Raw genomic sequence first — 25,809 nt, 5'->3', positions numbered from 1 at the left:
CATTCTGCGCCCGGCCCGGCCGGGGTGTTTCCACAGGTCCGGCCCGTTGTCAGCGGGTGGGTGCACGATGGGGGCATGTCCGGTACTGCGCTCGACTCGTTCTCCCCCGCGACCCGTTCCTGGTTCACGGGGGCCTTCGTCTCGCCCACCGCGGCCCAGGAGGGCGCCTGGCGGGCCATCGGTGCGGGTTCGGACGTGCTGGTGGTGGCTCCCACCGGCTCCGGCAAGACCCTGGCCGCCTTCCTCGCCGCCCTCGACCAGCTCGCCTCGACCCCGCCCCCGGCGGATCCGAAGAAGCGCTGCCGGGTGCTGTACATCTCGCCCCTGAAGGCCCTGGCGGTGGACGTGGAGCGCAATCTCCGCAGCCCGCTGACCGGTATCCGGCAGGAATCGGTGCGCCTGGGCCTGCCCGAGCCCGAGATCCGGGTCGGGATCCGCTCCGGCGACACCCCGCCGGCCGAGCGGCGCGCGCTGGTGACCCGGCCGCCGGACATCCTGATCACCACGCCCGAGTCGCTGTTCCTGATGCTGACCTCGGCCGCCCGCGAGGCCCTGTCCGGGATCGAGACGGTGATCCTGGACGAGGTGCACGCGGTCGCCGGCACCAAGCGCGGCGCCCATCTCGCGCTGTCCCTGGAGCGGTTGGACGAGCTGCTGCCCCGCCCCGCGCGCCGGATCGGCCTTTCGGCGACGGTCCGCCCGGTGGAGGAGGTGGCCCGTTACCTCGCTCCGCGCGGCAAGGTGGAGATCGTCCAGCCGCCCTCCACCAAGGAGTTCGACCTGTCGGTGGTCGTCCCGGTCGAGGACATGGGGGAGTTGGGCGGATCGCCCGCCACCGAGGGCAAGGAGGGCGGCGACAAGCCCTCCATCTGGCCGCAGGTGGAGGAGCGGATCGCCGATCTGGTGCAGGCCCACCGGTCCACCATCGTGTTCGCCAACTCCCGCCGCCTCGCCGAGCGGCTGTGCAACCGGCTCAACGAGATCGCGTACGAGCGTGCCACGGGCGGCCCGCTGCCCGAGGGCCCGCCCCCGGCCGAGATCATGGCCCAGTCGGGCGCCGCCCAGGGCGCCCCGCCGCTGATGGCCCGCGCCCACCACGGCTCGGTCTCCAAGGAGCAGCGGGCGCTGGTGGAGGAGGACCTGAAGGCGGGCCGGCTGCCCGCCGTGGTCGCCACCTCCAGCCTGGAGCTCGGCATCGACATGGGCGCCGTGGACCTCGTCATCCAGGTGGAGTCCCCGCCGTCGGTTGCCTCCGGGCTGCAGCGGGTGGGCCGCGCCGGGCACCAGGTGGGCGCGGTCTCCACCGGTGTCGTCTTCCCCAAGTACCGGGGCGACCTCGTCCAGGCGGCCGTGGTCACCGAGCGGATGCGCACGGGCTCGATCGAGTCCCTGCGGATCCCCTCCAACCCGCTGGACGTCCTCGCCCAGCAGCTCGTCGCGATGACCGCGATGGACACCTGGCAGCTCGACGACCTGCTCGCCCTGGTGCGCCGGGCGGCCCCCTTCGCGGCGCTGCCCGACTCGGCCTTCACGGCGGTGCTGGACATGCTGGCGGGCCGCTACCCCTCGGACGCGTTCGCCGAGCTCAGGCCCCGTGTCGTATGGGACCGCGTCGCCGGTACGATCACCGGCCGGCCCGGCGCCCAGCGGCTCGCGGTCACCTCCGGCGGGACCATCCCGGACCGCGGGCTCTTCGGCGTCTTCCTGGCCGGGTCCGACCCGAAGAAGGGCGGCGGCCGGGTCGGCGAGCTCGACGAGGAGATGGTCTACGAGTCCCGCGTCGGCGACGTCTTCACCCTCGGCACCACCTCGTGGCGGATCGTGGACATCACCCGCGACCGCGTCCTGGTCACCCCCGCTCCCGGCGTCCCGGGCCGCCTCCCGTTCTGGAAGGGCGACCAGCTGGGCCGCCCGCTGGAGCTGGGCCGCGCGGTCGGCGCGTTCCTGCGGGAGCTCGGCGGCCTCGCGCCCGAGGACGCCCGGCTGCGCCTGCTGGCGGCGGGCCTGGACGCCTGGGCCGCCGAGAACGTCCTGTCCTACCTCGCCGAACAGCGCGAGGCCTGCGGCCACGTACCGGACGACCGGACCATCGTCGTCGAGCGGTTCCGCGACGAGCTCGGCGACTGGCGGGTCGTCGTCCACTCCCCGTTCGGCGCCCAGGTGCACGCCCCCTGGGCGCTGGCGCTCGGCGCCCGGCTCTCCGAGCGGTACGGGATGGACGCGCAGGTCATGCACGCCGACGACGGCATCGTGCTCCGCCTGCCGGACGCGGACCTGCTGAGCATGGACCTGGACCTGCTGGACCACGACCCCGCGCGGGGCGGCTCCGCCGCCTTCGACTTCGACGACGAGAAGCCCCCGCTGGGCGCGGCGGACGTCGCCTTCGACCACGGGGACGTCCAGCAGATCGTCACCGACCAGGTGGGCGGCTCCGCCCTGTTCGCCTCCCGCTTCCGCGAGTGCGCGGCCCGCGCCCTGCTGCTGCCCCGTCGCAACCCGGGCAAGCGCACCCCCCTGTGGCAGCAGCGGCAACGCGCCTCGCAACTGCTCCAGGTGGCCTCCGAGTTCGGTTCCTTCCCGATCGTGCTGGAAGCCGTACGGGAGTGCCTGCAGGACGTCTTCGACGTGCCGGGCCTGACCGAGCTGATGGGAGACATCGAGGCACGCCGGGTCCGCCTCGTCGAGGTCACGACGCCCGAACCGTCCCCCTTCGCCCGCTCCCTCCTCTTCGGGTACGTCGCCCAGTTCCTCTACGAGGGCGACTCGCCCCTCGCCGAGCGCAGGGCGGCCGCACTGTCGCTGGACTCCCGGCTGCTGGCCGAGCTGCTCGGCCAGGCCGAGCTCCGCGAACTGCTCGACGCGGAGGTACTGGCGGAGCTGGAGCAGGAGCTCCAGTGGCTGACCGGGGACCGGCGGGCCAAGGACGCCGAGTCGGTGGCCGACCTGCTGCGCCTGCTGGGCCCGCTCACCCCGGCCGAGCTGGCCGCCCGCGGGGCGGAAGCGGAGTGGGCGCCGTCCCTCGGCGCCTCCCGCCGGGCGATCCGGGTCCGGATCGCGGGCGAGGACCACTGGGCGGCCGTCGAGGACGCCGGCCGGCTGCGCGACGCGCTGGGCACGGCGCTCCCGGTGGGTGTCCCGGAGGCGTTCACCGAGCCGGTGAAGGACCCGCTCGGCGACCTCCTGGCCCGGTACGCCCGCACCCACGGCCCCTTCACCACGGTCACCGCCGCCGCCCGCTTCGGGCTGGGCACGGCCGTGACGGACGGTGCGCTGCACCGGCTCGCGGCGGCCGGCCGGGTGGTGCAGGGCGAGTTCCACCCGGCGGGCATCGGCCAGGAATGGTGCGACGCCACGGTTCTGCGACGGCTGCGGCGGCGCTCCCTGGCCGCTCTGCGCCAGGAACTGGAGCCGGTTCCTCCCGCCTCCCTCGCCACCTTCCTCCCCCAGTGGCAGCACCTGGGCGGAGCCCTGCGCGGCATCGACGGCCTGGCCCGGGCGATCGAACAGCTCCAGGGCGCCGCGGTGCCCGCCTCCGCCCTCGAACGCCTGATCCTCCCCTCCCGCGTCGCGGGGTACTCCCCCACCCTCCTCGACGAGCTCACCACCACCGGCGAGGTCGTCTGGGCGGGCGCGGGCGCCCTGCCGGGCAAGGACGGCTGGGTCTCCCTCTACCTCGCGGACGCGGCCCCCCTGCTCCTGCCGCCCCCACACCCCCTGGAGCTCACCCCGCTCCACGAAGCGGTCCTCTCCGCCCTGTCCGGCGGATACGGCCTGTTCTTCCGCCAGCTCACGGACCGGGCCCGCTCCCTGCACCCGGACGCCTCGGACGCGGACCTCTCCTCCGCCGTCTGGGACCTGGCCTGGTCGGGCCGCCTGACCAACGACACCCTGGCCCCTCTGCGCTCCCTCCTCGGCTCGGGCCGCACGGCGGGCGCCACCGCCCACCGTGCCCGCCGTACGATCCCCCGCGGCCGCTACGGCACCCTCACCGGCCCCTCGTCCCGTACGGGCCCGCCCACGGTGTCGGGCCGCTGGTCCCTGCTCCCGGTCCACGCCCCGGACCCGACGCACCGCGCACACGCCCTGGCCCGCACCCTGCTGGACCGCCATGGGGTGGTGACCCGGGGCGCGGTCGCAGCGGAAGGCGTGGAAGGCGGCTTCAGCGCGGTCTACCGCGTCCTCTCGGCCTTCGAGGACAGCGGCCAGGCGCGCAGGGGCTACGTGGTCGAAGGCCTGGGCGCGGCCCAGTTCGCCATGGACGGCGCGGTCGACCGTCTCCGCGCCGCCGAGCGCACCCCGCCCCCGCTGGCGGCGGTGGTCCTCGCCGCAGCCGACCCGGCGAACGCCTACGGCGCCGCCCTCCCGTGGCCGGAGCCCCCGACCGGCGCCACCCACAAGCCGGGCCGCAAGGCGGGCTCCCTGGTCGTCCTGGTCGACGGCGAACTCACCCTCTACCTGGAGCGCGGCGGCAAGACCCTCCTGGCCTGGCCCGACCCGGAAGACCCCCGCCTGACGGCCGCCCTGACGGCCCTCACCACCGCCTCCCGCAACGGCACCCTCCCCACCCTCACGGTGGAACGCATCAACGCCGCCCCCGCCCTCACCTCCCCCTACGCCCCACCCACGGAAGCCTCCGGCTTCCATGCCACCCCCCAGGGCCTCCGCCTCCGCCACTGACCCGCCGCTCTCCGTATCCTTCGCCGGGAGGAGGGTGCTGTGGAGATCACGGTCCAGTGGATCAGAACGTCATGGACAAAACACTCCCGGGGAGGCGAGGCCGCCGCCCGCCGGAACGCCGCCCCGGCGGGCTTCGTGCTGCCTCCGGCTCCGGCTCCCCTCGCGCACGTAGTCCGCATGCACGAAAGCCACCACTTCGAGCCGCAGGAAACCCAGGAGGAGCGCCACAGGCTGGCCGTCGACCTCCGGGAGACGGACGGCCGCCTACGGGTGCTTCCCCGGGTGGCCCCCCTGCTCGGACTGCCGCCCCGCCCGCGCCGGCCGCCGGCGGTACGTCTCCGCCCGGGGCAGTGGGTGCGTTGGCAGCTGAACTACCGCTTCAGCAGCGCGGCGGGCATGCAGGACTGGTCGTACTGGCTGGACACCTTCAACATCGCCTACGGCCCCACGAACCCCAACGTGTTCCTGTCACCGCCGCCCACCTTCATCGACGAGCGCGGCCCACTCCGCTAGCCCACCCCACCCAAGCGGCTCACAGCAGCCCAGGGCCCAGCCCCACGGGAACATCCTCAGGGGGCCCGGGACACAGCCCCAAGCAGTCCGGAGTACAACCCCCGGGTTCCGGGGCACAGCCCCAACGAGTCCGGCACACAGCCCCGAGGCGTGCCAGGGCACAGCACCGGGGGGGCGGGGCATGGCCCGGGCGGGTCCGGGGCGCAGCCCGGGGGGCCGGGGCACAGCCCCGAGGCGGGTCGGGGGCGCAGCCCCGAGGCGGGTCCGGGGCGCAGCCCCGGGGAACGGAGGAAGGGTGGGGCGGGGAGCAAGCACCGCGCAGCGGCGGCGCCCCCGGCCCCGCCCCACCGGCCCGACTCCGCAGGAGAATGAACCCATGCCCGAAGGAGACAGCGTCTATCACGTCGCGGCCCGGCTCCGCGAAGCCCTGGCGGGCAGGGAACTCACCCGCTCCGACCTCCGCGTCCCCCGCTTCGCCACCGCGGACCTCACCGGCCTCACCACCCTCGCCGTCGTCCCCCGGGGCAAGCACCTCCTCATGCGCTTCGGCCGCCCGACAGCCGACGGCGGACAAACCGGCGGACCGGCGGCCCGGGCCGAAACCCTCCTCACCCTCCACACCCACCTCCGCATGGACGGCGCCTGGCGCATCCTGCACACCACCCCCACCGGGTCCCCCCGCCTGCCCGGCCCCGCCCACGAGATCCGCGTCATCCTCGCCACCGCCGACCGCACCGCCGTCGGCTACCGCCTCCCCGTCGTCGAACTGCTCCGCACCGCCGACGAACACCGCGCCGTCGGCCACCTGGGCCCCGACCTCCTCGGCCCCGACTGGGACGAGGCCACCGCCGCCGCGAACCTCCTCACCGCCCCCGCCCGCCCCCTCGGCGAAGCCCTCCTCGACCAGCGCAACCTGGCCGGCATCGGCAACATCTACAAGTCCGAGCTCTGCTTCCTCGCCCAGGTCACTCCCTGGACCCCGGTGGGCGATCTGCCGCCCACCACGCTCCCCCGCCTCGCCGCGGCCGCGCACCGGCTCCTCGAAGCGAACAAGGCCCCCGGCCGCCACCGCAACACCACCGGCAGCCGCCGCCCCGGCCAGGACCTGTTCGTCTACGGCCGCGCCCACCGCCCCTGCCTGCGCTGCGGCGCCCCCGTCCGCGAGGCTCCGCAGGACGACCGGCCCACGTACTGGTGTCCCCGTTGCCAATCCGGACCGACACCTTAGTTGACGCCCCGTCAGATACGGTCGTACCGTCCCCGCATGCCTACACCCAGCGCGTACGAACTCACCGGCCGCACCGCTCTGATCACCGGCGCCGCCAGCGGCATCGGCCGGGCCACCGCCGTACTGCTCGCCGAGGCCGGAGCCGCCGTGCACTGCGCGGACCGCGATGCCCAGGGCCTCCAGGAGACGGTCGAGCTGATCGCCAAGGCCGGCGGCCGGGCCACCGCCCACCCCCTGGACGTCACCGACCGCGCCGCGATCAAGGCGGCCATCACCCAGGCCGGTCCGCTGGACATCGCCGCCGCGATCGCCGGGGTCATGCACAGCAGCAGCGTCCTGGAGACGTCCGACGAGGACCTCGACCGGGTCCTGGACATCAACTTCAAGGGGGTGCTGCGCACCTGCCAGGAGGCGGCCCGCGCCATGATCGCGGCCGGCCGGCCCGGTTCGATCATCACCATGGCCTCCGGCGCCGTGGACGCCGCCCAGCCCGGCCTGCTCTGCTACAGCGCCGCCAAGGCCGCCGTCGTCCAGCTGACCAAGACCCTCGCCACCGAGGCCGGCCCGCACGGCATCCGCGTCAACGCCGTCGCGCCCGGCTGGATCCGCACCCCGATGACCGGCCGGCACAGCCCCGAGGTCCAGGAGCAGACCGAAGCGATGATGACCCGGATGTCCCCGCTACGCCGCGTGGGCGAGCCCGAGGACATAGCCCAGGCGGTGCTCTACCTCGCCTCAGACGCCTCGTCCTTCATGACGGGCCAGATCCTTCGCCCGAACGGAGGAGTCTCCATGCCCTGGTAACCACCGGCCACCCGCCGCCCAAGCCCAAGCCCAAGCCCAAGCCCAAGCCCAAGCCCAAGCCCACGATCACCAACCCCCAGACGCCCCGCCACCCGGCTCCCCGACCACCGCCGGCCCGGCACCGGCCGGCTCCCCGCCGTCACCCTCGGCTCCGCCCCCGTCACCACGACCACCCGCCGCCCCACGGCGGCGGCGTCCGCCGACCGGCCCCGGCACGCAGTGGACCGGCAGCAGCCCCAGCCCCCACCCCCCGACGGCTATCGCCCCCTCCACCGGCCCGGCCTCGGCCGGCGCCAGCACGAGCCGCAGCACGGCCCACCACCACAGGACGCCCACCGACAGCGCGAGGGCCAGACCCACGGGTATACCCAGCAACCGCTGCACGGCCACCTCCAGGGGCCGGAGACCCGAACGGGCCCATCCTCCCGCACCCCGCCCCCACCCGCACCCCCTCGCGCCGCCACCGAGGCAGCACCGGCACCGCACCCGCACCCGGAACGGCAAGGAGCCCCGCCCGGCGCCCAAGGGCACCGGCCGGGGCTCCGGCCACACTCATACGCTCAGCACGCACGCACGCATCACGCGGCTACGACATTCACCGCTTCCACAGGTGCCTTGATGGTCACCCGTTCCGGGCCACCCGTGACCGAGGCCACGGATACCGCATTGAGCATCGGGCGGACCGGTGCGGACACCGGTTCGCTCGCCGCGGCGGACTGGGCCAGCTCGGCGAGCGAAAGCTCGTCGCTGACTTCCCGCATCAGCTCTGACATCCGTACGTCAAGCGCGTCGCAGATCGCGGAGAGCAGCTCGGAAGATGCCTCCTTCTGCCCCCGCTCCACCTCGGAGAGATAGCCGAGCGAAACTCGGGCGGACGAGGAGACTTCGCGCAGAGTACGGCCCTGGCGCTGGCGCTGCCGACGCAGCACGTCACCCAGCAGGCGACGGAGCAGAATCATCGGTGGCTCCCTCCTCTGACCGTGTAGCCGTAACCTTCACGCCCCACCGTACCGCCTCGCGCGGCGGCCGTGCGGGGAGCGATGTCGTGTTCACTCAGGGCTGCAAACATCAAATCCCCCCGTCCTGTTCCGTATCCTGCCCCCGCAGATTCTCGCGGAGTTCGCTCGCGAGCAGCTCGAGCACTGTCCGTGCACTCTCCCTACGAATTTCCGCGCGGGAGCCTTTCAACCTCAGCCGGGCCGTTTTCCTGCCCCGGGGACCCGCCACGGCGACGAAAACCGTGCCGACCGGCTGCCCGTCCTGCGGTTCGGGACCGGCCACTCCGGTGGTCGCGATGCCCCAGGAGGCACCGAGCACGCGCCGCACTCCGGCCGCCATCTCCTCCGCGACCTGCGGGTTCACCGCGCCTTCGGCCGCGAGTAGCCCGGCGTCCACTCCGAGCACCTGGTGCTTCAGCTCGGTGGCGTACGCCGTGACCGACCCGCGGAAGGACTTGGAGGCCCCGGGGACGGCCGTGAGCTCCGCGGCGACCATGCCGCCGGTCAGCGACTCCGCGACCGCAACCGTACCGTTACTCTCCGCAAGGAGGCTCAGCACCTCGGCCGCAGCCACCCCACCGGCCCCGGCGGACCCGACCGCATTCCGCAGCGCTTCACCGGTCACCGAAGATCCACCCGTCTCTTGCCGCCCCGCGCCATCCCCCGGCAGGTTCACCGCGCGGCACGCTCCGCGGCGAGCCCCTTGCGCCGGAGCACGACGGCCTGCCGGATGTAGTCCAGACCGGTGACGACGGTCAGGACGACGGCGACCGCCATCACCCAGAACCGCAGTGTCGCCAGCGGCCCGGTCAGCGCGAGCACGTACATGCCCACGGCCGTGCCCTGGGCCAGGGTCTTCAGCTTCCCGCCCCGGCTCGCCGGAATCACTCCGTACCTGATGACCCAGAAACGCATGAGCGTGATCCCGAGTTCCCGGCCCAGGATCACCCCGGTGACCCACCAGGGCAGATCGCCGAGCCAGGACAGACACACCAATGCCGACCCCATGATCGCCTTGTCGGCGATGGGGTCGGCGATCTTGCCGAAGTCGGTGACCAGGTTGTACGTACGGGCCAGATGCCCGTCGAAGATGTCGGTGATCATGGCGACGGCGAACGCCGCCCACGCCAGCGCCCGCCACTGGGGGTCGTAGCCCCCGTCGGCGAGCAGCAGCATCACGAATCCCGGCACCAGGACCAGCCGGATCATCGTCAGGATGTTGGCGATGTTCCACAGGCTGGCCTGATTGACCGCCGCGGCGCCCAGCTTCGCGCCGGGCGCGGGCCGGCGGCCGGTCCCGCCCGCCGCAGATGCCGGGGCTCCGGTCATCCGGCCGCCTCCTCAAGATCCACGCCCAGGGGCTCCGCGACGAGGTCCACACCCAGGGTGCCGACCACCTTCGCGGTGACGATACGCCCCGGGACCAGGCCCGCGCCGTCGGTGAAGACGACCTGGCCGTCGGTCTCGGGTGCCTGGTGGGCGGCGCGCCCGTAGGCGCCCTCGCCCTCCTCCGCCTCGTCGATCGGGACGACCGTCTCGACGAGCACCTCCAGGGTCTCTCCGATCCGCTCCTCCGCGCGCTGCGAGGTGAGCTCCTCGGCGAGGCGCTGCATGTGGGCGAGGCGCTCGGCGATGGTGTCCTCGTCGAGCTTGTTCTCGTACGTGACGGCCTCGGTGCCGTCCTCGTCGGAGTAGCCGAAGACGCCGATGGCGTCGAGCCGCGCGCTGGTGAGGAAGCGCTCCAGCTCGGCGAAGTCGGCCTCGCTCTCGCCGGGGAAGCCGACGATGAAGTTGGACCGGACGCCGGCCGTCGGGGCCTTGCTGCGGATGGTGTCCAGCAGCTCCAGGAAGCGGTCGGTGTCACCGAAGCGGCGCATGGCGCGCAGCACGTCGGGGGCCGAGTGCTGGAAGGAGAGGTCGAAGTACGGGACGACCTTGGGGGTCGAGGTGAGTACGTCGATCAGGCCGGGCCGCATCTCGGCGGGCTGGAGGTAGCTGACGCGGACGCGCTCGATGCCGTCCACCTCGGCCAGCTCGGGCAGCAGGGTCTCCAGCAGGCGGATGTCGCCCAGGTCCTTGCCGTACGAGGTGTTGTTCTCGGAGACCAGCATGATCTCCTTGACGCCCTGCTCCGCGAGCCAGCGCGTCTCGCCCAGCACGTCGCTGGGGCGGCGGGAGATGAAGGAGCCGCGGAAGGACGGGATGGCGCAGAAGGAGCAGCGGCGGTCGCAGCCGGAGGCGAGCTTGACCGAGGCGACCGGGCTCTTGTCCAGGCGGCGGCGCAGCGGGGCGCGAGGACCGGAGGCGGGGGCGACCCCGTCCGGGAGGTCGGCGGGCGCCGCCTCGGGCTCCTGGGCGTGCCCGGGCAGGGCCACGGGGGTGGCCTGGCGCTCGGCCGGGCTGATCGGCAGCAGCTTGCGCCGGTCGCGCGGGGTGTGGGCCTCCACGCTGCCGCCGTTCAGGATGGTCTGGAGGCGGTTGGAGATGTCGGCGTAGTCGTCGAAGCCGAGTACTCCGTCGGCTTCGGGGAGCGCTTCGGCGAGTTCCTTGCCGTAGCGCTCGGCCATGCAGCCGACGGCTACGACGGCCTGGGTCTTGCCGTGATCCTTGAGATCGTTGGCTTCGAGCAGGGCGTCTACGGAGTCCTTCTTGGCGGCTTCGACGAAGCCACAGGTGTTGACGACGGCTACGTCCGCATCGGCGGCGTCCTCGACGAGCTCCCAGCCATCCGCCGCCAAGCGGCCTGCGAGCTCCTCCGAGTCCACCTCGTTACGGGCGCAGCCAAGAGTGACAAGGGCGACGGTACGGCGTTCGGGCATGGACTCAAGACTACTTCGTCCCGGCACCGGCCCCCGCCTCCCGTCCCGGACGACAAGATCCCCGGGGTGCGGCGCGGCACCCCGGGGATCCGGAACGTTTTATTCCCTGCTGGTCAGCCCGGCCGGTCAGCCCGCCTGGGCCTGGCCCTGACGCGGGTCGTCCTTGGTGTAAGTGAGACGTTCCACCTGTCCTGGCTGGAACTCGTCCTTGATCTCCTTGCCGTTCACGAAGAGCTTCACGACCCCGGCATCGCCGAGCACCAGGTCGATGGACTCCTTGTCCGTGAACGTCTTCGACTGACCCTGTTCGAGGGTGCCGTCGAAGAGGAGCCGGCCGCTGTGGTCCTTGGCCGAGATCCAGCTCTCGCCGTCGTTGGCCGTCAGGACGACCGTGACGAGGTCCTTGGGCGCGGCGGCGATGGCGCTGTCCGAAGGCTCCGGCTTGGGAGCCGTGGGCGCCGGCGGTGCCTGGACCGACGGCTTGGACGCGTTGGGGGTGGGTGCGGGCTTCGGTGCGGCGGAACCCTCCGCCACCGGCCGCTTGGACTTCTCGTCGGCGCCGCCGAAGGCCGTGAAGCCGACGAAGCCGATCACGGCGACGATGGCGGCGACCATGGCGGCGGTCCAGTTGGGCCGCTGCCGTTCGGGGCGGATCCGCTCGGCTTCGAACATCGGCGCGGCGGGGGTGGGTGCCGGCCGGCCGCCGTGGGCCGCGTCGTAGCTCTCGATCAGGGGTTCCGGATCGAGCCCTACGGCACGGGCGAGCGTACGGATGTGGCCGCGGGCATAGACGTCGCCGCCGCAGCGCGTGAAATCGTCGGTTTCGATCGCGTGCACGATCGGAATGCGCACGCGGGTGGTGGAACTGACCTCGTCGACAGTCAGCCCGGCGGCGATCCGGGCCTTCTTGAGGGCCGTCCCGATGGACGGCTCTTCGACGGAACGTTCGACGAGGCGGTCCTCGGACCGGTCGTCGGTCGAAGGCCGCTCTTCTTCGGGGGAGTTGGCGTTGCCGATGGACACGAGGGCGCCTTTCGAGCGTGTAGCCACCTGCTGGAAGTCCAGTCTAGGGGGGTGACGAAAGGGTGGAGCAACCGGAGGGGCGCCTCCCTACGCCATACGAATGGCCAGGGGGCTCCCGCCCGGTGCGGCGGCCCGGAAAGGACCGCCACTCCCTCAACTAGACACACGACCGGGGGAAACGGTTGCCCCCGATCCTTTGCCCGTTCCTCGGAAGTCTCCGTACGCGGACGTCTCCCTACTCGGGAGTCTCCCCGCGGATCACCGCGAGCACGCCGTCGAGTTCGTCGGCCTTCAGCAGCACGTCGCGCGCCTTCGACCCCTCGCTCGGTCCGACGATCCCCCGGGACTCCATCAGGTCCATCAGCCGCCCGGCCTTCGCGAACCCGACGCGCAGCTTGCGCTGGAGCATCGAGGTGGAGCCGAACTGCGTGGAGACCACCAGCTCGGCCGCCTGGCACAGCAGGTCGAGGTCGTCGCCGATCTCCTCGTCGATCTCCTTCGTCTGCTTCTGTCCGACGGTGACGTCGTTGCGGAAGACCGGGGCCATCTGGTCCTTGCAGTGCTGCACGATGCCGGCGATCTCGTCCTCGGTGACGAAGGCGCCCTGCAGCCGCACCGGCTTGTTCGCGCCCATGGGTAGGAACAGACCGTCGCCCTTGCCGATGAGCTTCTCCGCGCCCGGCTGGTCGAGGATGACCCGGCTGTCGGCGAGCGAGGAGGTGGCGAAGGCGAGCCGCGAGGGCACGTTCGCCTTGATCAGGCCGGTCACCACGTCCACCGAGGGCCGCTGGGTCGCGAGCACCAGGTGGATGCCGGCCGCGCGGGCCAGCTGGGTGATGCGGACGATCGAGTCCTCCACGTCGCGCGGGGCCACCATCATCAGGTCGGCGAGCTCGTCGACGATCACCAGGAGGTACGGGTACGGGCTGAGCTCCCGCTCGCTGCCCGGCGGCAGTTTGATCTTGCCGTCGCGGATCGCCTGGTTGAAGTCGTCGATGTGCCGGTATCCGAAGGCGGCCAGGTCGTCGTAGCGCAGGTCCATCTCGCGCACGACCCACTGCAGTGCCTCGGCGGCCCGCTTGGGGTTGGTGATGATCGGCGTGATCAGGTGCGGGATGCCCTCGTACGCCGTCAGCTCCACCCGCTTGGGGTCCACGAGCACCATTCGGACGTCCTCCGGGGTGGCCCGCACCATCACCGAGGTGATCAGGCAGTTGATGCAGGAGGACTTGCCGGAACCGGTGGCTCCGGCGACCAGCACGTGCGGCATCTTCGCGAGGTTGGCCATGACGTAGCCGCCCTCGACGTCCTTGCCGAGCGCCACCAGCATCGGGTGGTCGTCCTCGGCCGCGTCCGCCAGCCTGAGCACGTCCCCGAGGTTGACCATCTCCCGGTCGGTGTTCGGGATCTCGATGCCGACCGCCGACTTGCCCGGGATCGGGCTGATGATGCGCACGTCCGGCGAGGCCACGGCGTAGGCGATGTTCTTCGCCAGCGCCGTGATCCGCTCGACCTTCACGGCCGGGCCGAGCTCCACCTCGTAGCGGGTCACCGTCGGGCCCCGGGTGAAACCGGTGACCTTCGCGTCGACCTTGAACTCCGTGAACACGTTCGTCAGCGAGGCCACGACCGCGTCGTTCGCGGCGCTGCGGGTCTTGCCCGGGCCGCCCTTCTCCAGCAGGTCCAGCGAGGGCAGGGAGTACGTGATGTCCCCGCGCAGCTGGAGCTGCTCCGCGCGGGGCGGCAGCGCCTGGGGCGCGGGCGGGGTCTTGGTCAGGTCGGGAACGGACAGCGTCCCGGAGGCCGCCGCCGTGGTGTCGTGCGGCGGGGCCGCGGCATCGACGGGCTTCTGCTCCCCGGCGGCCTTCTCCTCCCGGACTGCCTCGCGGGCAGCCTCGCGGGACGGGCCCTCCTCCCGGGCCGCCGGAACCGGAGCGGTGATCTCCACCCCCTCGCGGCCTTCGCGCTCCCCCGAGATGCCCTGGGTGAGGTCGGCGACCAGCGGGGAGGGCGGCATCCCGCCGTACACCACCCCGTCCAGCGCGGCGGCGGCCGCCGCGGCCACGTCGACGGCGTCCATCCCGCGGTCCATGGGCCGGCCCGCGGCCCGCCGGGGGCGCCGCCGCCGGGCGAGCGCCTCCTCCTCGGCGGCCTCCGCCGGGTCTGCCGGCCCGGCAGCGCCGGAGCGGGCCCGCCACTGCTCGGCATCGTGCCGGTCCGCGGCGGCCGAGGCCGCGCTCGCGGGGTCCCCGTACGCGGCGTACTCGGCGTCGTGTTCGTTCGGGGCGATGACCCCGAGGCGGATCCCCGCGCTCCGCAGCCGCTGCGGGATCGCGTTGACCGGGGTAGCGGTGACCACCAGCAGCCCGAACACGGTGAGCAGCACCAGCATCGGCACGGCCAGCGGCGCACCCATGGTGAAGATCAGCGGCTTCGAGGCGCCCCAGCCGATCAGCCCGCCGGCGTTCTGCATGGCGGTGGTGCCCTCGTCGCGCCCGGGGGCTCCGCAGGCGATGTGCACGAGCCCCAGGACTCCGACGACCAGGGCCGAGAGCCCGATGCCGATGCGGCCGTTGGCGTCGGCCTGTTCGGGATGGCGGATGAAACGTACCGCCATGACGCCGAGCAGGACCGGCACGAGCAGGTCGAGCCGCCCGAAGGCGCCGGTGACCAGCATGGTGACCAGGTCTCCGACGGGCCCGCTCAGGTTCGACCAGGTCCCGGCGGCGACGATCAGCGCGAGTGCGAGCAGCAGCAGGGCGAGGCCGTCCTTGCGGTGGGCCGGGTCGAGGTTCTTCGCGCCCTGCCCGATGCCGCGGAAGATCGCGCCGACGGCGTGCGCGATGCCGAGCCAGAAGGCGCGCACCAGCCGCAGCACTCCCCCGGTGGGGGACGGAGCGGGCTTCGGCGGCACCTTCTTGACGGGGCCGCGCTTGGCGGCGGGCGCCGCCTTCTTGGCGGGCGGCTTGCGCGTCGGGGCAGCCTTCTTCGCCGGCGCCGACGTCCGGCCGGTGCGGCCCTTCGCGGTGCCCGCCGTGCTCTGGGAACCCTTACCGGACGTACTTGAGGCCATGGGCCCGAGGTTACCGGTGCGCGCGCCGGTGGACACGCGTGCCCACCCCTTCACCCGTTCGTGTCGTTCCGGGTCTCGGGTGGGAGAGGCCCGCGAGCTCGGCCCGTACCGGCGGCCCGCCCTGACGTTCCGCCAGACCTGACGGCCCGCCAAACGGGCCCGCACACGCCCCTACCGGGTCATGACCGGGCTCCACGAGTCCGGGCCCCTCCACGGAGCCCGGCAGTGGACCTCAGCCGTGAGCGGGCAGCACGGGAGCCCCGCCGCCCGTTCCGGGCTCCAGCGCGTCGAGCGCCCGCCGCAGTCCGGTGAGCTTGCGCTCCAGGTGCGCGGCGGTCGCCACCACCGAGGGGTCGGCCGCTTCCTCACCGAGCTGCTTGGTCAGCGCCTCCGCCTGCTCCTCCACCGCGGCGAGCCGCGCGGAGAGCTCGGCCAGCAGGCCGGCCGTCTCCTTGGAGCCGTCCACCGCGCCGTTGGAGCCGCCGCCCTCCAGCTGGAGCCTCAGCAGCGCCGCCTGCTCGCGCAGTTGGCAGTTCTTCGTATACAGCTCGACGAACACCGAGACCTTGGCCCGCAGCACCCACGGGTCGAAGGGCTTGGAGATGTAGTCCACCGCGCCCGCCGCGTACCCGCGGAAGGTGTGGTGCGGACCGTGGTTGATCGCCGTGAGGAAGATGATCGGGATGTCCCGGGTCCGCTCCCGCCGCTTGATGTGCGCGGCCGTCTCGAACCCGTCCATGCCCGGCATCTGCACGTCGAGCAGGATGACCGCGAAGTCGTCCGTCAGCAGCGCCTTGAGCGCTTCCTCCCCTGACGACGCCCGGACCAGTGTCTGATCGAGCGCGGAGAGGATGGCCTCCAGCGCCAGCAGATTCTCCGGCCGGTCGTCGACCAGGAGGATCTTGGCCTTCTGCACCATGCCCTGTCCTCCTCGCCCCGGCATGGGGCCTCCCCGGCTCCTGGCTCCGGCCTGTGCGCCGGGCCCCGCCCCAGAGGACGGCATCCTTGCGCCGTCCGTCCTTGTGCCGGTCATCGTAGCCCCAGTCCCGAGATCGCCACACCCTGTCACCAAGATGTCACAGCACACGAAGCGGAAACGTGGTGGGAGGGCAGAAGGTTCCCTCGGGAGTCCCCCTCTGCCCGCCCGGTCACGCCCCGGCCCCGCGCATGTGTCCTTCCATGACCGACAGTAGGTAGTCGGGCTCGACCGGCTTGGTCACGTAGTCCGAGGCACCGGACTCGATCGCCTTCTCCCGGTCGCCCTTCATGGCCTTCGCCGTCAGCGCGATGATCGGCAGCCCCTCGAACTGCGGCATCCGCCGGATCGCCGAGGTCGTCGCGTACCCGTCCATCTCCGGCATCATGATGTCCATCAGCACGAGCGCCACGTCGTCGTGCTGTTCCAGGACCTCGATGCCCTCCCGGCCGTTCTCCGCGTACAGCACCGCCAGACCGTGCTGTTCCAGCACGCTGGTCAGCGCGAAGACGTTGCGCACGTCGTCGTCCACGATCAGCACCCGCTCGCCGTGGAAGTCGTACGTCCGCGGCGTCGAAGGCAGCGGTTCCTCGACGGACCACGCCTCCGCGTCGCCCTGTCCGGGCACGTCCACCCGCAGCGGCGGCTCGGCCATCGCCTTGCGGCGCCGCCGGAACAGCGCCGAGGACCCCTGCCCGGCCGGTTCCCCGGCCCGCGGCAGTGCCATCGGCCCCACGGACGCTACGGGGCCCTGCGCCACCGGGGCCGCCGGCAGTTCGGGCCGCGCCTCCTCGGCGGCCGGGCGCCGGTACAGCTCCCCGCGCGCCCCGCCGGGCGTCGGCGGCGCGTACCCCTGCGGGGGCAGCTCGCTCGGGTGCAGCGGCAGGTACAGCGTGAAGGTCGACCCGCGCCCGGGCTCGCTCGCCGCGTGGATCTCCCCGCCCAGCAGCCGGGCGATCTCCCGGCTGATGGACAGCCCCAGCCCGGTGCCGCCGTACTTGCGGCTCGTCGTCCCGTCGGCCTGCTTGAACGCCTCGAAGATCACCAGCATCTTGCTCGCGGCGATCCCGATCCCGGTGTCGGTCACCGAGAAGGCGATCAGGTCGGCGTCGGGCTCCCGCAGCGAACCGGCCTCCAGGAGCTGTTCGCGGATCGCGATGGGCACATCGGCCCCGGCGGGCCGGATCACCAGCTCCACCGCCCCGGTGTCGGTGAACTTCACCGCGTTCGACAGCAGGTTGCGCAGCACCTGGAGCAGCCGCTGCTCGTCGGTGTGCAGGGTGGCGGGGAGCTCCGGGGAGACGCGTACCGAGAAGTCGAGCCCCTTCTCCGCGGTCAGCGGCCGGAAGGTGGCCTCCACGTAGTCGACGAGCTGGACCAGCGCGATCCGCGTCGGGGAGACGTCCATCTTCCCGGCCTCGACCTTCGACAGGTCGAGGATGTCGTTGATCAGCTGGAGCAGGTCGGAGCCGGCCCCGTGGATGGTCTCGGCGAACTCCACCTGCTTCGGCGAGAGGTTCCCGTCCGCGTTGTCGGCGAGCAGCTTGGCCAGGATCAGCAGCGAGTTGAGCGGGGTCCGCAGCTCGTGGGACATGTTCGCCAGGAACTCGCTCTTGTACCGCATCGAGACCGCGAGCTGCTCGGCGCGCTCCTCCAGGACCTGCCGGGCCTCCTCGATCTCGGTGTTCTTCACCTCGATGTCCCGGTTCTGCTGGGCCAGCAGCTCGGCCTTCTCCTCCAGTTCGGCGTTGGCCGCCTGGAGGGCCTTCTGCCGGTTCTCCAGCTCGTCGGAGCGCTCGCGCAGCTGCTCGGTCATCTCCTGTGACTGCTTGAGCAGCATCTCCGTCTTGGAGTTGACGGAGATGGTGTTGACGCTCGTGCCGATCATCTCGGCGATCTGGCTGAGGAAGTCCTTCTGGATCTGCGTGAAGGGCTGGAAGGAGGCCAGCTCGATGACGCCGAGCACCTTCCCCTCGAAGAGCACCGGCAGCACGATCACGTGCGCGGGCGGTGCCTCGCCGAGCCCGGAGGAGATCTTCAGGTAGCCGGGCGGGGTGTTCTCGATGAGCACCATCCGCTTCTCCTCGGCGACCATCCCGATCAGGCCCTCGCCGGGCCGGAAGGAGATGGGCATCTGCCCGCCGGCGTACGCGTAACTCCCGCGCATCCGCAGCTCGTACGAGCCGTCAGCGCCCCCGTCGGTCCCGATCTCGGTGGTGCCCCCGGTCGGCAGCGCCAGGAAGAACGCCCCGTGCTGCGCGGAGACCACCGGCGTCAGCTCGCTCATGATCAGCGAGGCCACGTCGTCCAGCTCGCGGCGGCCCTGCATCAGGGCCGAGATCCGGGCGAGGTTGCCCTTGAGCCAGTCCTGCTCCTTGTTGGCCAGGGTGGTGTCGCGCAGGTTGGCGATCATCGTGTTGATGTTGTCCTGGAGGACCTGGATCTCGCCGGCGGCGTCCACGTCGATCTTCAGGTTGAGGTCGCCGCGCGTCACCGCGGTGGCCACGGCCGCGATGGCGCGCACCTGCCGGGTGAGGTTCCCGGCCATCTCGTTCACGGACTCGGTCAGGTCCCGCCAGGTGCCGTCCACGTCCCGGACCCGGGCCTGGCCGCCGAGGATGCCCTCGGTGCCCACCTCGCGGGCCACGCGGGTCACCTGGTCGGCGAAGGAGGAGAGCTGGTCGACCATCGTGTTGATCGTGGTCTTGAGCTCCAGGATCTCCCCGCGCGCATCGATGTCGATCTTCTTGGTCATGTCGCCCTTGGCGATGGCGGTCGTGACCATGGCGATCTGCCGCACCTGACCGGTGAGGTTGGAGGCCATGAAGTTCACCGAGTCGGTGAGGTCCTTCCAGGTCCCGGAGACCCCGGGCACGTGCGCCTGGCCGCCGAGGCGGCCCTCCGTACCCACCTCGCGGGCCACGCGCGTGACCTCGTCGGCGAAGGAGGACAGGGTCTTGACCATCGTGTTGACGGTGTCGGCGAGCTGCGCGACCTCGCCGCGCGCCTCGACGGTGACCGTCTTGGTCAGGTCGCCGTTGGCCACCGCGGTCGACACCTGCGCGATCCCGCGCACCTGGGCGGTCAGATTGCCGGCCATGGTGTTGACGTTGTCGCTGAGGTCCTTCCAGATGCCGGTGACCCCGCGCACCCGGGCCTGGCCGCCGAGGATGCCCTCGGTACCCACCTCGCGGGCCACCCGCGTGACCTGCTCGGCGAAGGAGGACAGCTGGTCCACCATCGTGTTCACCGTGGTGACGAGCTCCAGGATCTCGCCCTTGGCATCGACGGTGATCTTCTTGGAGAGGTCGCCCATGGCGACCGCCGTGGTCACCTCGGCGATGTTGCGCACCTGCGAGGTCAGGTTGTTCGCCATGAAGTTGACGGACTGCGTGAGGTCCTTCCAGGTGCCGGAGACCCCCTTCACCTCCGCCTGGCCGCCCAGGATGCCCTCGGTGCCCACCTCCCGGGCCACCCGGGTCACCTGCTCCGCGAAGTTCGAGAGCTGGTCGACCATCGTGTTGAGGGTGTTCTTCAGCTCCAGGATCTCGCCCCGGGCGTCGACCTCGATCTTCTGCGACAGGTCGCCGCGCGCCACCGCGGTGGCGACCTGCGCGATGTTGCGGACCTGCGAGGTCAGGTTCCCGGCCATGCCGTTCACGGAGTCCGTCAGGTCGCGCCACACGCCGGCCACACCCGGCACCTGCGCCTGACCGCCGAGCCGGCCCTCCGTACCCACGTCCCGGGCCACCCGGGTCACCTGCTCGGCGAAGGCCGAGAGCTGGTCGACCATCGTGTTGATGGTGTTCTTCAGCTCCAGGATCTCGCCGCGGGCGTCCACGTCGATCTTCTGGGAGAGGTCGCCGCGGGCCACCGCCGTGGTCACCTGCGCGATCTGGCGCACCTGGGAGGTCAGGTTCCCGGCCATGAAGTTGACGGAGTCGGTGAGCTCCTTCCAGGTGCCGGACACCCCCTCGACCCGCGCCTGGCCGCCGAGCCGGCCCTCCGTGCCCACGTCCCGCGCCATCCGCGTGACCTGGTCGGCGAAGGAGGACAGCTGGTCCACCATCGTGTTCACGGTGTTCTTCAGCTGGAGCATCTCGCCGGAGACGTCGACCGTGACCTTCTGCGACAGGTCGCCGTTGGCCACCGCCGTCGTCACCTGGGCGATGTTGCGGACCTGCCCGGTGAGGTTGCGGAAGGCGGTGTTCACCGAGTCGGTGAGGTCCTTCCACGTGCCGGCCGCGCCCGGCACCTGCGCCTGCCCGCCCAGCTCGCCTTCGACACCGACCTCACGCGCCACCCGCGTCACTTCGGCACCGAAGGACTGGAGCTGGTCCACCATCGTGTTGACGGTGTTCTTCAGCTCCAGCATCTCGCCGGCCACGTTCACGGTGACCTTCTGCGACAGGTCGCCGTTGGCCACCGCCGTCGTCACCTGGGCGATGTCGCGCACCTGCGTGGTGAGGTTGCGGAAGACCGTGTTCACCGAGTCGGTGAGGTCCTTCCACGTGCCGGCCGCACCCGGCACCTGCGCCTGCCCGCCGAGCAGGCCCTTAGCCCCGACCTCGCTGGCCACGCGGGTGACCTCGTCCGCGAAGGTCCGTAGCGTCTCGGTCATCTGGTTGATCGTTTCGGCCAGCTGCGCGACCTCGCCGCGCGCGCTGACCCGGACCTTCTGCGACAGGTCGCCGTTGGCCACCGCCGTCGTCACCTGCGCGATGCCGCGCACCTGGGCCGTCAGGTTGCCAGCCATGGTGTTGACGGAGTCGGTCAGGTCCTTCCACACGCCCGCGACCCCGGGCACCTTCGCCTGGCCGCCGAGCTCGCCCTCCGTACCCACCTCGCGGGCCACGCGGGTCACCTCGGAGGAGAACGAGGACAGCTGGTCCACCATCGTGTTCACGGTGTTCTTCAGCTGCAGCATCTCGCCGGCCACGTGCACCGTGACCTTGCGCGACAGATCGCCCTTGGCGACCGCCGTCGTCACGAGAGCAATGTCACGCACCTGGGCGGTGAGCCGGTACGCCATCGTGTTGACGGAGTCGGTCAGATCCTTCCAGGATCCGGACATCCCGCGCACCTGCGCCTGGCCGCCGAGCTTGCCCTCGGTACCGACCTCCAGCGCCACCCGCGTCACCTCGTCGGTGAACGCGGAGAGCTGGTCGACCAGGTTGTTGACCGTCCGCCCGACCTTCAGGAACTCCCCGCGCAGCGGGTGCCCGGCACCCTCCGCGGCCTGGGTCCGCAGGTCCATGCGCTGGTCGAGGTCGCCCTCGGCGACCGCCGACAGCACCCGGCCCACCTCGGACACCGGCCGGGCCAGGTCGTCCACGAGCTGGTTCGAGGCGTCGATCGCGGCAGCCCAGGAGCCCTCGCAGGCGCCTGTTTCCAGCCGTTCGCTGAGCTTGCCCTCGCGGCCGACCATGCGTCGCACGCGGGACAGCTCCCCCGTCAGGTGGAGATTGCGGTCGGCGACCTCGTTGTAGACGGCGGCGATCTCCGCCATCACCCCGTCGCCGGACACCGTCAGCCGCTTGCGGAAGTTGCCGTCCCGCATCGAGACCAAGGCCGTGAGCAGCCTGTTCAGGGCCGCGGTATCGACTTCCGTCGTGACGCCCCGCCGGGAGCGTCCTCCCTTCGGGCGCGTTCCCGTACGCCGCACCGCCGCGCCAGCCTCCACCGTGTCCCTCCCGAAAGGGTCGACCGTCGTACCACCGGGCACCTCGTTTACTACCCGGCTTCGAGCCTGCCCAGTGTTTCACCCCGGCCGAACCCGGCCATAACACTTCGGCACCATCGCACACCGGCCGCACCCTGCGGGTGGATTCCCGGACGACGGCACCATGGCGACCGCGAAGGTAAGTAACCTGGCATCCGTTGTCCACCGCGTCGAAGGAGACTTGTGATCACGGCACGGGCGGCTGCCAGTTTCGATCCACAGGGGCGTTCAGTCGCTGCTGCCCGCGCATTCGTCCGCGACACCCTCCAGGGCTGGGGTTTTGCGGACATCGTCGACGACGCGGTGGTCCTCACCAGCGAGCTCGTCACCAACGCCGTGGTCCACGCCGGCACCCGCGCCGAGGTCCTGTGCCTGCGCACCGAGGACGGCGTACGGGTCGAGGTCGCCGACCGCTACCCGGAGCGCGAGCTCCCGCTCCAGCACCCCGGCGAGCGCCCGTACGCCGATCCGGACCGCGAGAACGGCCGCGGGCTGATGCTCTGCGCCGCCCTCGCCACCCGCTGGGGCGTCGAGTACACGGCCACGCACAAGCACGTGTGGTTCCGGCTCGACATGCCGGACCGGCCGGTCGGTACCCGCTCCGCGGGACCCGTCGTCCCCGACCAGCTCCTCCCCCTGGCCGACAGCCGGGTCCGCGTCGCCGTCCTGCAGATCGACTCCGCCGGCACCGTCTCCGCCTGGAACGAGGACGCCGAGATCATCTTCGGCCACCTCGCCTCGAAGGCCGTGGGCCGCCCGCTCGCGGAGCTCGCCGCCTGGCCGCAGACCCCCGGCACCGGTACCGGGATCGCCGAGGCCCTGCGCCTGTCCCGCTGGGAGGGCAGCTACGGCATTCGCGGCGCCGACGGCCGCGTCATCCCCGTCTACGCCTCCCACCTGCGGGTCCGCGACGCCCACGGGGAGCCCTCCATCGTCTGCCTGCTCGTGCACGACGACGAGCGGGCCCTGCTGCAGAGCCCCGTACGGGTCCCCATGGACGGCGGCCAGCTCACCGAGTCCCGCCCCACGGACCCCTTCGAGATCTTCATCGGCTCCCCCGCCCCCGACGACCTCGACGGCCTCCTCCAGCGCACCGTGGAACGCGCCCGCGACCTCCTCGACGCCGACTCCGCCTTCCTCCTGCTCGCCACCGACGACGAGACCGAGCTCGAGGTCCGCGCCACCACCGGCCTGCCCTCCACCCGCCAGCGCTTCGCCCGCGTCCCCGTGGAAGCGGGCACCAACCGCTGGGGCAGCGCCCGCATGCCCGCCGTCCACGAGGACCTCGTCGTCGTCCCCGGTGCGGTACCCCTCCTGGAATCCACCGGCATGCGCTCCGCCCTCACCGTCCCCCTCAAGGTCGAAGGCCGCCTCACCGGCTCCCTCGGAGTGGCCGCCGAAATCCCCGGCCGCTACTCCAACGACGACGCCCTGCGCCTGCAGTTCGCCGCGGACCGGATCGCCCTCGCCGTGGAATCGGCCCGCCTCGGCGAGCTCGAACGACTGCGCCGGGGCTCCCTCTCCTTCCTCGTCGAGGCCTCCGACCTGCTCGCGGGCACCCTCGACCGGGACCAGACCCTGGCCCTCATGGCCCAGATGACCGTCCCCACCCTCGCGACCTGGTGCGCCGTCTACACGATCGCCGACCAGGCCTCCGACCCGTTCCTCTCGTACGTCCTGCACGAGGACGAGGAACGCATCGACGGCCTGAAGGCCCTGCTCGCCCAGGTCAGCCCGCCCGAACCGGTCCGCGAGTCCGGCGCCCGCCCCTGGCCCGAGACCTCCCTCGCGGTCGGCGGCGAGACGGTGGTCCTCCCGCTCCTCGCCCGCAACCGCGTCATCGGCATGCTCACCCTCGGCAAGCCCTCCGAGGAGCACTTCCGGCAGGAGATCCTCGAACTCGCGGAGGACCTCTCCCGCCGCGCCGCCCTCGCCCTGGACAACGCCCGCCTGTACTCCGAGCGCACCGCCATCAGCCGTTCGCTCCAGCGCAGCCTGCTGCCTCCCGGCTCCCCGACCATCCCCGGCATCGAGGTCGAGGTCATCTACCGCGCGGCCGGCGAGGGCAACGAAGTGGGCGGTGACTTCTACGACGTCTTCCCGATCCGCCCCGGCGTCTACGGGTTCGCCATCGGCGACGTCTGCGGTACCGGCCCGGAGGCGGCCGCCGTCACCGGCCTGGCCCGCCACGCCCTGCGCCTCCTGGCCCGCGAGGGCCTCGGCGGCCCGGCCGTCCTGGAACGCCTCAACGCGGCCATCCTCGACGAGGGCGACCGCAGCCGCTTCCTCACCCTCCTGTACGGCGAGCTGTACCCGCAGCCCGACGGCGGCGCCCACATGAAGGTCGTCTGCGCGGGTCACCCGCTGCCGCTGCGTCTGCGCCCGAACGGCGAGGTCACCTCCGCCGCCGTCCCGCAGCCCCTCCTCGGCGTCCTCGACGACCTGGACCTCTACGAGCAGACCCTCACCCTGGACCCCGGTGACGTGCTCCTCTGCGTCACCGACGGCGTCACCGAACGCCGCGAGGGCACGCGCATGCTCGGTGACGACGGCCTCGCCGAGGTCCTCACCACCTGTACGGGCCTCACCGCCGGCGCCGTCGCCTCCCGCGTCCTGCGCGCGGTGGAACGCTTCGCCGCCGAGCCTGCCTCCGACGACATGGCCATCCTTGCCTTCCGCATCCCCCGGCAGCGCGACGGCGACTGAGCACCGTCGCGCCGTGCGCCTCAGCGGCGGGGCCCCGGCACCAGGATCATGAACGACGGGGCCGCCATCTCCCCGGTCCAGGGGGCACTGCCCGTCTCGACGACGGAGTCAGGGGACGCGGACGGGGCCTTGGAGGAGGACGGGGAGGCGCCGTCGGCAGCCCGGGCCGTCCTGAACGTGTGGGCGAGGTGTCGGATCCGGTCGGTGTTCATGAGCGTTCCTCCCGTGGATCGAGGGCCTGGGAACTCCTGCTGATCCCATTGCGCCCCGAGCCCCGCCCCTGGTCACGGCCCGAAGATTCGGGGCTTGACGCCAAGCCCCGGACCCCCTCACACGCAAAAGGGCCCCCGCCACCCGGCAGGGGCCCTTCTCCTACGCCGTCCTTCAGACGTCGTCCCGGCGCGTCAGCGCGATCCCGAGCACGTCCCGGACGTAGCGCTCGACGAACTCGGGCAGCCAAGGATCACGGGCCATCCGGTCGAAGACCTTCACGAGCCGGTCGTCCGGCCGGTCGGTCAGCAGCACGATCCGCCAGGTGTTGAGCGGCTGCTCGTCCGTACCCGCGACCCCGTGCTGCACGTGGAACAGCGGCTGGCGCTCGTCCGCGTGCAGCGGACCGCCCTGCGCGTCCGAGAAGGTCTCCCGGCCGAGGAAGGTGACCACCTGCTTCTCGTGGTTCAGGTACGTCTCTTCGAGCACGAGTCCGTACGCATCCGGATCGAGCCACAGCCTCTGCTGCGACTGCCTGACGAACGCGGCCCCCAGCTCCGCACCCGTGCCGCCCGGCACCCAGGCGGAGGCAGAGCCCTCCTTGATGACGTACGGAATGAAGGCCCCGGGATTGCCGGCCTTCCGGACCTCCATGTCCCAGACCCCCGCCCGGTCCAGCGCCACCGGCTCGGCGGCGACGTACCGCTCCTCCAGGATCCGGTTCACGTCCACGGCCGGCAGAACCGCCCGGGTATACCTCGCATCGGCCCAGGCCTGCTCGAACTCTGCCTCGGCCGGAGTCTGATCCGACATCACACGTCCCTCCCCATGAACAGCATCCTTGAACGCAAAAAGGCCCCCGCCAACGGCGGGGGCCTTCTCTTTTTGGAGCCCTTTAACGGAATCGAACCGTTGACCTTCTCCTTACCATGGAGACGCTCTACCGACTGAGCTAAAAGGGCGGGTTGTTCGGCGGCGTCCTACTCTCCCACAGGGTCCCCCCTGCAGTACCATCGGCGCTGAAAGGCTTAGCTTCCGGGTTCGGAATGTAAACCGGGCG

At 72.0% G+C, this 25,809-nt stretch carries 16 protein-coding genes, 1 tRNA gene and 1 rRNA gene; 5 read left to right on the top strand and 13 right to left on the bottom strand.

The annotated features are described in order from the left end of the window. The first annotated feature begins 75 nt into the window (after positions 1-75). From ACZ60J_RS26755 to ACZ60J_RS26740, 4 genes are all read left to right on the top strand, one after another. Positions 76-4,677 carry an ATP-dependent helicase gene (locus tag ACZ60J_RS26755; protein ID WP_469685646.1) on the top strand — a complete coding sequence of 1,534 codons (4,602 nt, stop codon included), beginning with the start codon at positions 76-78 and terminating at the stop codon, positions 4,675-4,677. A 39-nt stretch (positions 4,678-4,716) separates the two neighbouring features. After that, a complete protein-coding gene (locus ACZ60J_RS26750) occupies positions 4,717-5,190 on the top strand; it encodes a hypothetical protein (RefSeq protein ID WP_469685644.1) in 474 nt (157 codons plus the stop codon). A 376-nt stretch (positions 5,191-5,566) separates the two neighbouring features. Further along, positions 5,567-6,418 carry an Fpg/Nei family DNA glycosylase gene (locus ACZ60J_RS26745; protein ID WP_469685642.1) on the top strand — a complete coding sequence of 284 codons (852 nt, stop codon included), beginning with the start codon at positions 5,567-5,569 and terminating at the stop codon, positions 6,416-6,418. A gap of 36 nt (positions 6,419-6,454) precedes the next feature. Next, positions 6,455-7,222 carry an SDR family NAD(P)-dependent oxidoreductase gene (locus tag ACZ60J_RS26740; RefSeq protein WP_469685640.1) on the top strand — a complete coding sequence of 256 codons (768 nt, stop codon included), beginning with the start codon at positions 6,455-6,457 and terminating at the stop codon, positions 7,220-7,222. Between the two features lie 66 nt (positions 7,223-7,288). Here the strand turns inward: ACZ60J_RS26740 and ACZ60J_RS26735 are convergent, their stop codons facing one another. The 9 genes from ACZ60J_RS26735 to ACZ60J_RS26695 all read right to left on the bottom strand — a co-directional run bounded on the left by ACZ60J_RS26735 (position 7,289) and on the right by ACZ60J_RS26695 (position 21,794). Further along, entirely contained in the window at positions 7,289-7,606 is a 318-nt protein-coding gene (locus ACZ60J_RS26735) for a hypothetical protein (protein WP_469685638.1), read from the bottom strand. Positions 7,607-7,800: 194 nt separating this feature from the next. Further along, positions 7,801-8,181: a helix-turn-helix domain-containing protein gene (locus ACZ60J_RS26730; RefSeq protein ID WP_469685636.1), complete on the bottom strand. Its 381-nt coding sequence runs from the start codon at positions 8,179-8,181 to the stop codon at positions 7,801-7,803. Positions 8,182-8,290: 109 nt separating this feature from the next. After that, complete coding sequence (locus tag ACZ60J_RS26725; protein ID WP_469685634.1) at positions 8,291-8,845, bottom strand: CinA family protein; 555 nt, start codon at positions 8,843-8,845, stop codon at positions 8,291-8,293. 47 nt (positions 8,846-8,892) lie between these two features. Continuing rightward, the gene (gene pgsA, locus ACZ60J_RS26720; protein ID WP_469685633.1) at positions 8,893-9,549 is read right to left on the bottom strand and encodes a CDP-diacylglycerol--glycerol-3-phosphate 3-phosphatidyltransferase; all 657 of its coding nucleotides are present in this window, start codon (positions 9,547-9,549) and stop codon (positions 8,893-8,895) included. After that, complete coding sequence (rimO, locus tag ACZ60J_RS26715) at positions 9,546-11,039, bottom strand: 30S ribosomal protein S12 methylthiotransferase RimO (protein ID WP_469685631.1); 1,494 nt, start codon at positions 11,037-11,039, stop codon at positions 9,546-9,548. The genes pgsA and rimO overlap by 4 nt, the downstream gene beginning before the upstream one ends. Before the next feature lie 126 nt (positions 11,040-11,165). Further along, positions 11,166-12,062 carry a helix-turn-helix domain-containing protein gene (locus ACZ60J_RS26710; protein ID WP_469685630.1) on the bottom strand — a complete coding sequence of 299 codons (897 nt, stop codon included), beginning with the start codon at positions 12,060-12,062 and terminating at the stop codon, positions 11,166-11,168. Between the two features lie 235 nt (positions 12,063-12,297). Then, positions 12,298-15,135: an FtsK/SpoIIIE family DNA translocase gene (locus ACZ60J_RS26705; protein WP_469685628.1), complete on the bottom strand. Its 2,838-nt coding sequence runs from the start codon at positions 15,133-15,135 to the stop codon at positions 12,298-12,300. A 232-nt stretch (positions 15,136-15,367) separates the two neighbouring features. Continuing rightward, entirely contained in the window at positions 15,368-16,054 is a 687-nt protein-coding gene (locus ACZ60J_RS26700; protein ID WP_250751754.1) for a response regulator, read from the bottom strand. A gap of 229 nt (positions 16,055-16,283) precedes the next feature. After that, positions 16,284-21,794: a HAMP domain-containing protein gene (locus tag ACZ60J_RS26695; RefSeq protein ID WP_469685626.1), complete on the bottom strand. Its 5,511-nt coding sequence runs from the start codon at positions 21,792-21,794 to the stop codon at positions 16,284-16,286. A gap of 222 nt (positions 21,795-22,016) precedes the next feature. Here ACZ60J_RS26695 and ACZ60J_RS26690 point away from each other — a divergent pair, with 222 nt between their 5' ends. Further along, the gene (locus tag ACZ60J_RS26690; RefSeq protein WP_469685624.1) at positions 22,017-24,539 is read left to right on the top strand and encodes a SpoIIE family protein phosphatase; all 2,523 of its coding nucleotides are present in this window, start codon (positions 22,017-22,019) and stop codon (positions 24,537-24,539) included. A gap of 20 nt (positions 24,540-24,559) precedes the next feature. Here the strand turns inward: ACZ60J_RS26690 and ACZ60J_RS26685 are convergent, their stop codons facing one another. From ACZ60J_RS26685 to rrf, 4 genes are all read right to left on the bottom strand, one after another. Next, positions 24,560-24,751: a hypothetical protein gene (locus ACZ60J_RS26685; RefSeq protein ID WP_469685622.1), complete on the bottom strand. Its 192-nt coding sequence runs from the start codon at positions 24,749-24,751 to the stop codon at positions 24,560-24,562. 172 nt (positions 24,752-24,923) lie between these two features. Next, entirely contained in the window at positions 24,924-25,562 is a 639-nt protein-coding gene (locus tag ACZ60J_RS26680) for a hypothetical protein (protein WP_469685621.1), read from the bottom strand. Between the two features lie 73 nt (positions 25,563-25,635). Further along, positions 25,636-25,711: transfer RNA gene (locus ACZ60J_RS26675), tRNA-Thr, on the bottom strand. 5 nt (positions 25,712-25,716) lie between these two features. Then, positions 25,717-25,809, bottom strand: a 5S ribosomal RNA gene (gene rrf, locus ACZ60J_RS26670); the annotation flags it as partial.

It is taken from the genome of Streptomyces sp. NPDC104226, from assembly GCF_055584085.1.
This window is presented reverse-complemented; position numbering and strand designations above follow the sequence as displayed.

Coding starts and splice junctions, on each gene's coding strand:
- ACZ60J_RS26755 (WP_469685646.1), top strand. CDS start 76: ATGTCCGGTACTGCGCTCGACTCGTTCTCCCCCGCGACCCGTTCCTGG.
- ACZ60J_RS26745 (WP_469685642.1), top strand. CDS start 5,567: ATGCCCGAAGGAGACAGCGTCTATCACGTCGCGGCCCGGCTCCGCGAA.
- ACZ60J_RS26740 (WP_469685640.1), top strand. CDS start 6,455: ATGCCTACACCCAGCGCGTACGAACTCACCGGCCGCACCGCTCTGATC.
- ACZ60J_RS26730 (WP_469685636.1), bottom strand. CDS start 8,181: ATGATTCTGCTCCGTCGCCTGCTGGGTGACGTGCTGCGTCGGCAGCGC.
- pgsA (WP_469685633.1), bottom strand. CDS start 9,549: ATGACCGGAGCCCCGGCATCTGCGGCGGGCGGGACCGGCCGCCGGCCC.
- rimO (WP_469685631.1), bottom strand. CDS start 11,039: ATGCCCGAACGCCGTACCGTCGCCCTTGTCACTCTTGGCTGCGCCCGT.
- ACZ60J_RS26705 (WP_469685628.1), bottom strand. CDS start 15,135: ATGGCCTCAAGTACGTCCGGTAAGGGTTCCCAGAGCACGGCGGGCACC.
- ACZ60J_RS26700 (WP_250751754.1), bottom strand. CDS start 16,054: ATGGTGCAGAAGGCCAAGATCCTCCTGGTCGACGACCGGCCGGAGAAT.
- ACZ60J_RS26685 (WP_469685622.1), bottom strand. CDS start 24,751: ATGAACACCGACCGGATCCGACACCTCGCCCACACGTTCAGGACGGCC.
- ACZ60J_RS26680 (WP_469685621.1), bottom strand. CDS start 25,562: ATGTCGGATCAGACTCCGGCCGAGGCAGAGTTCGAGCAGGCCTGGGCC.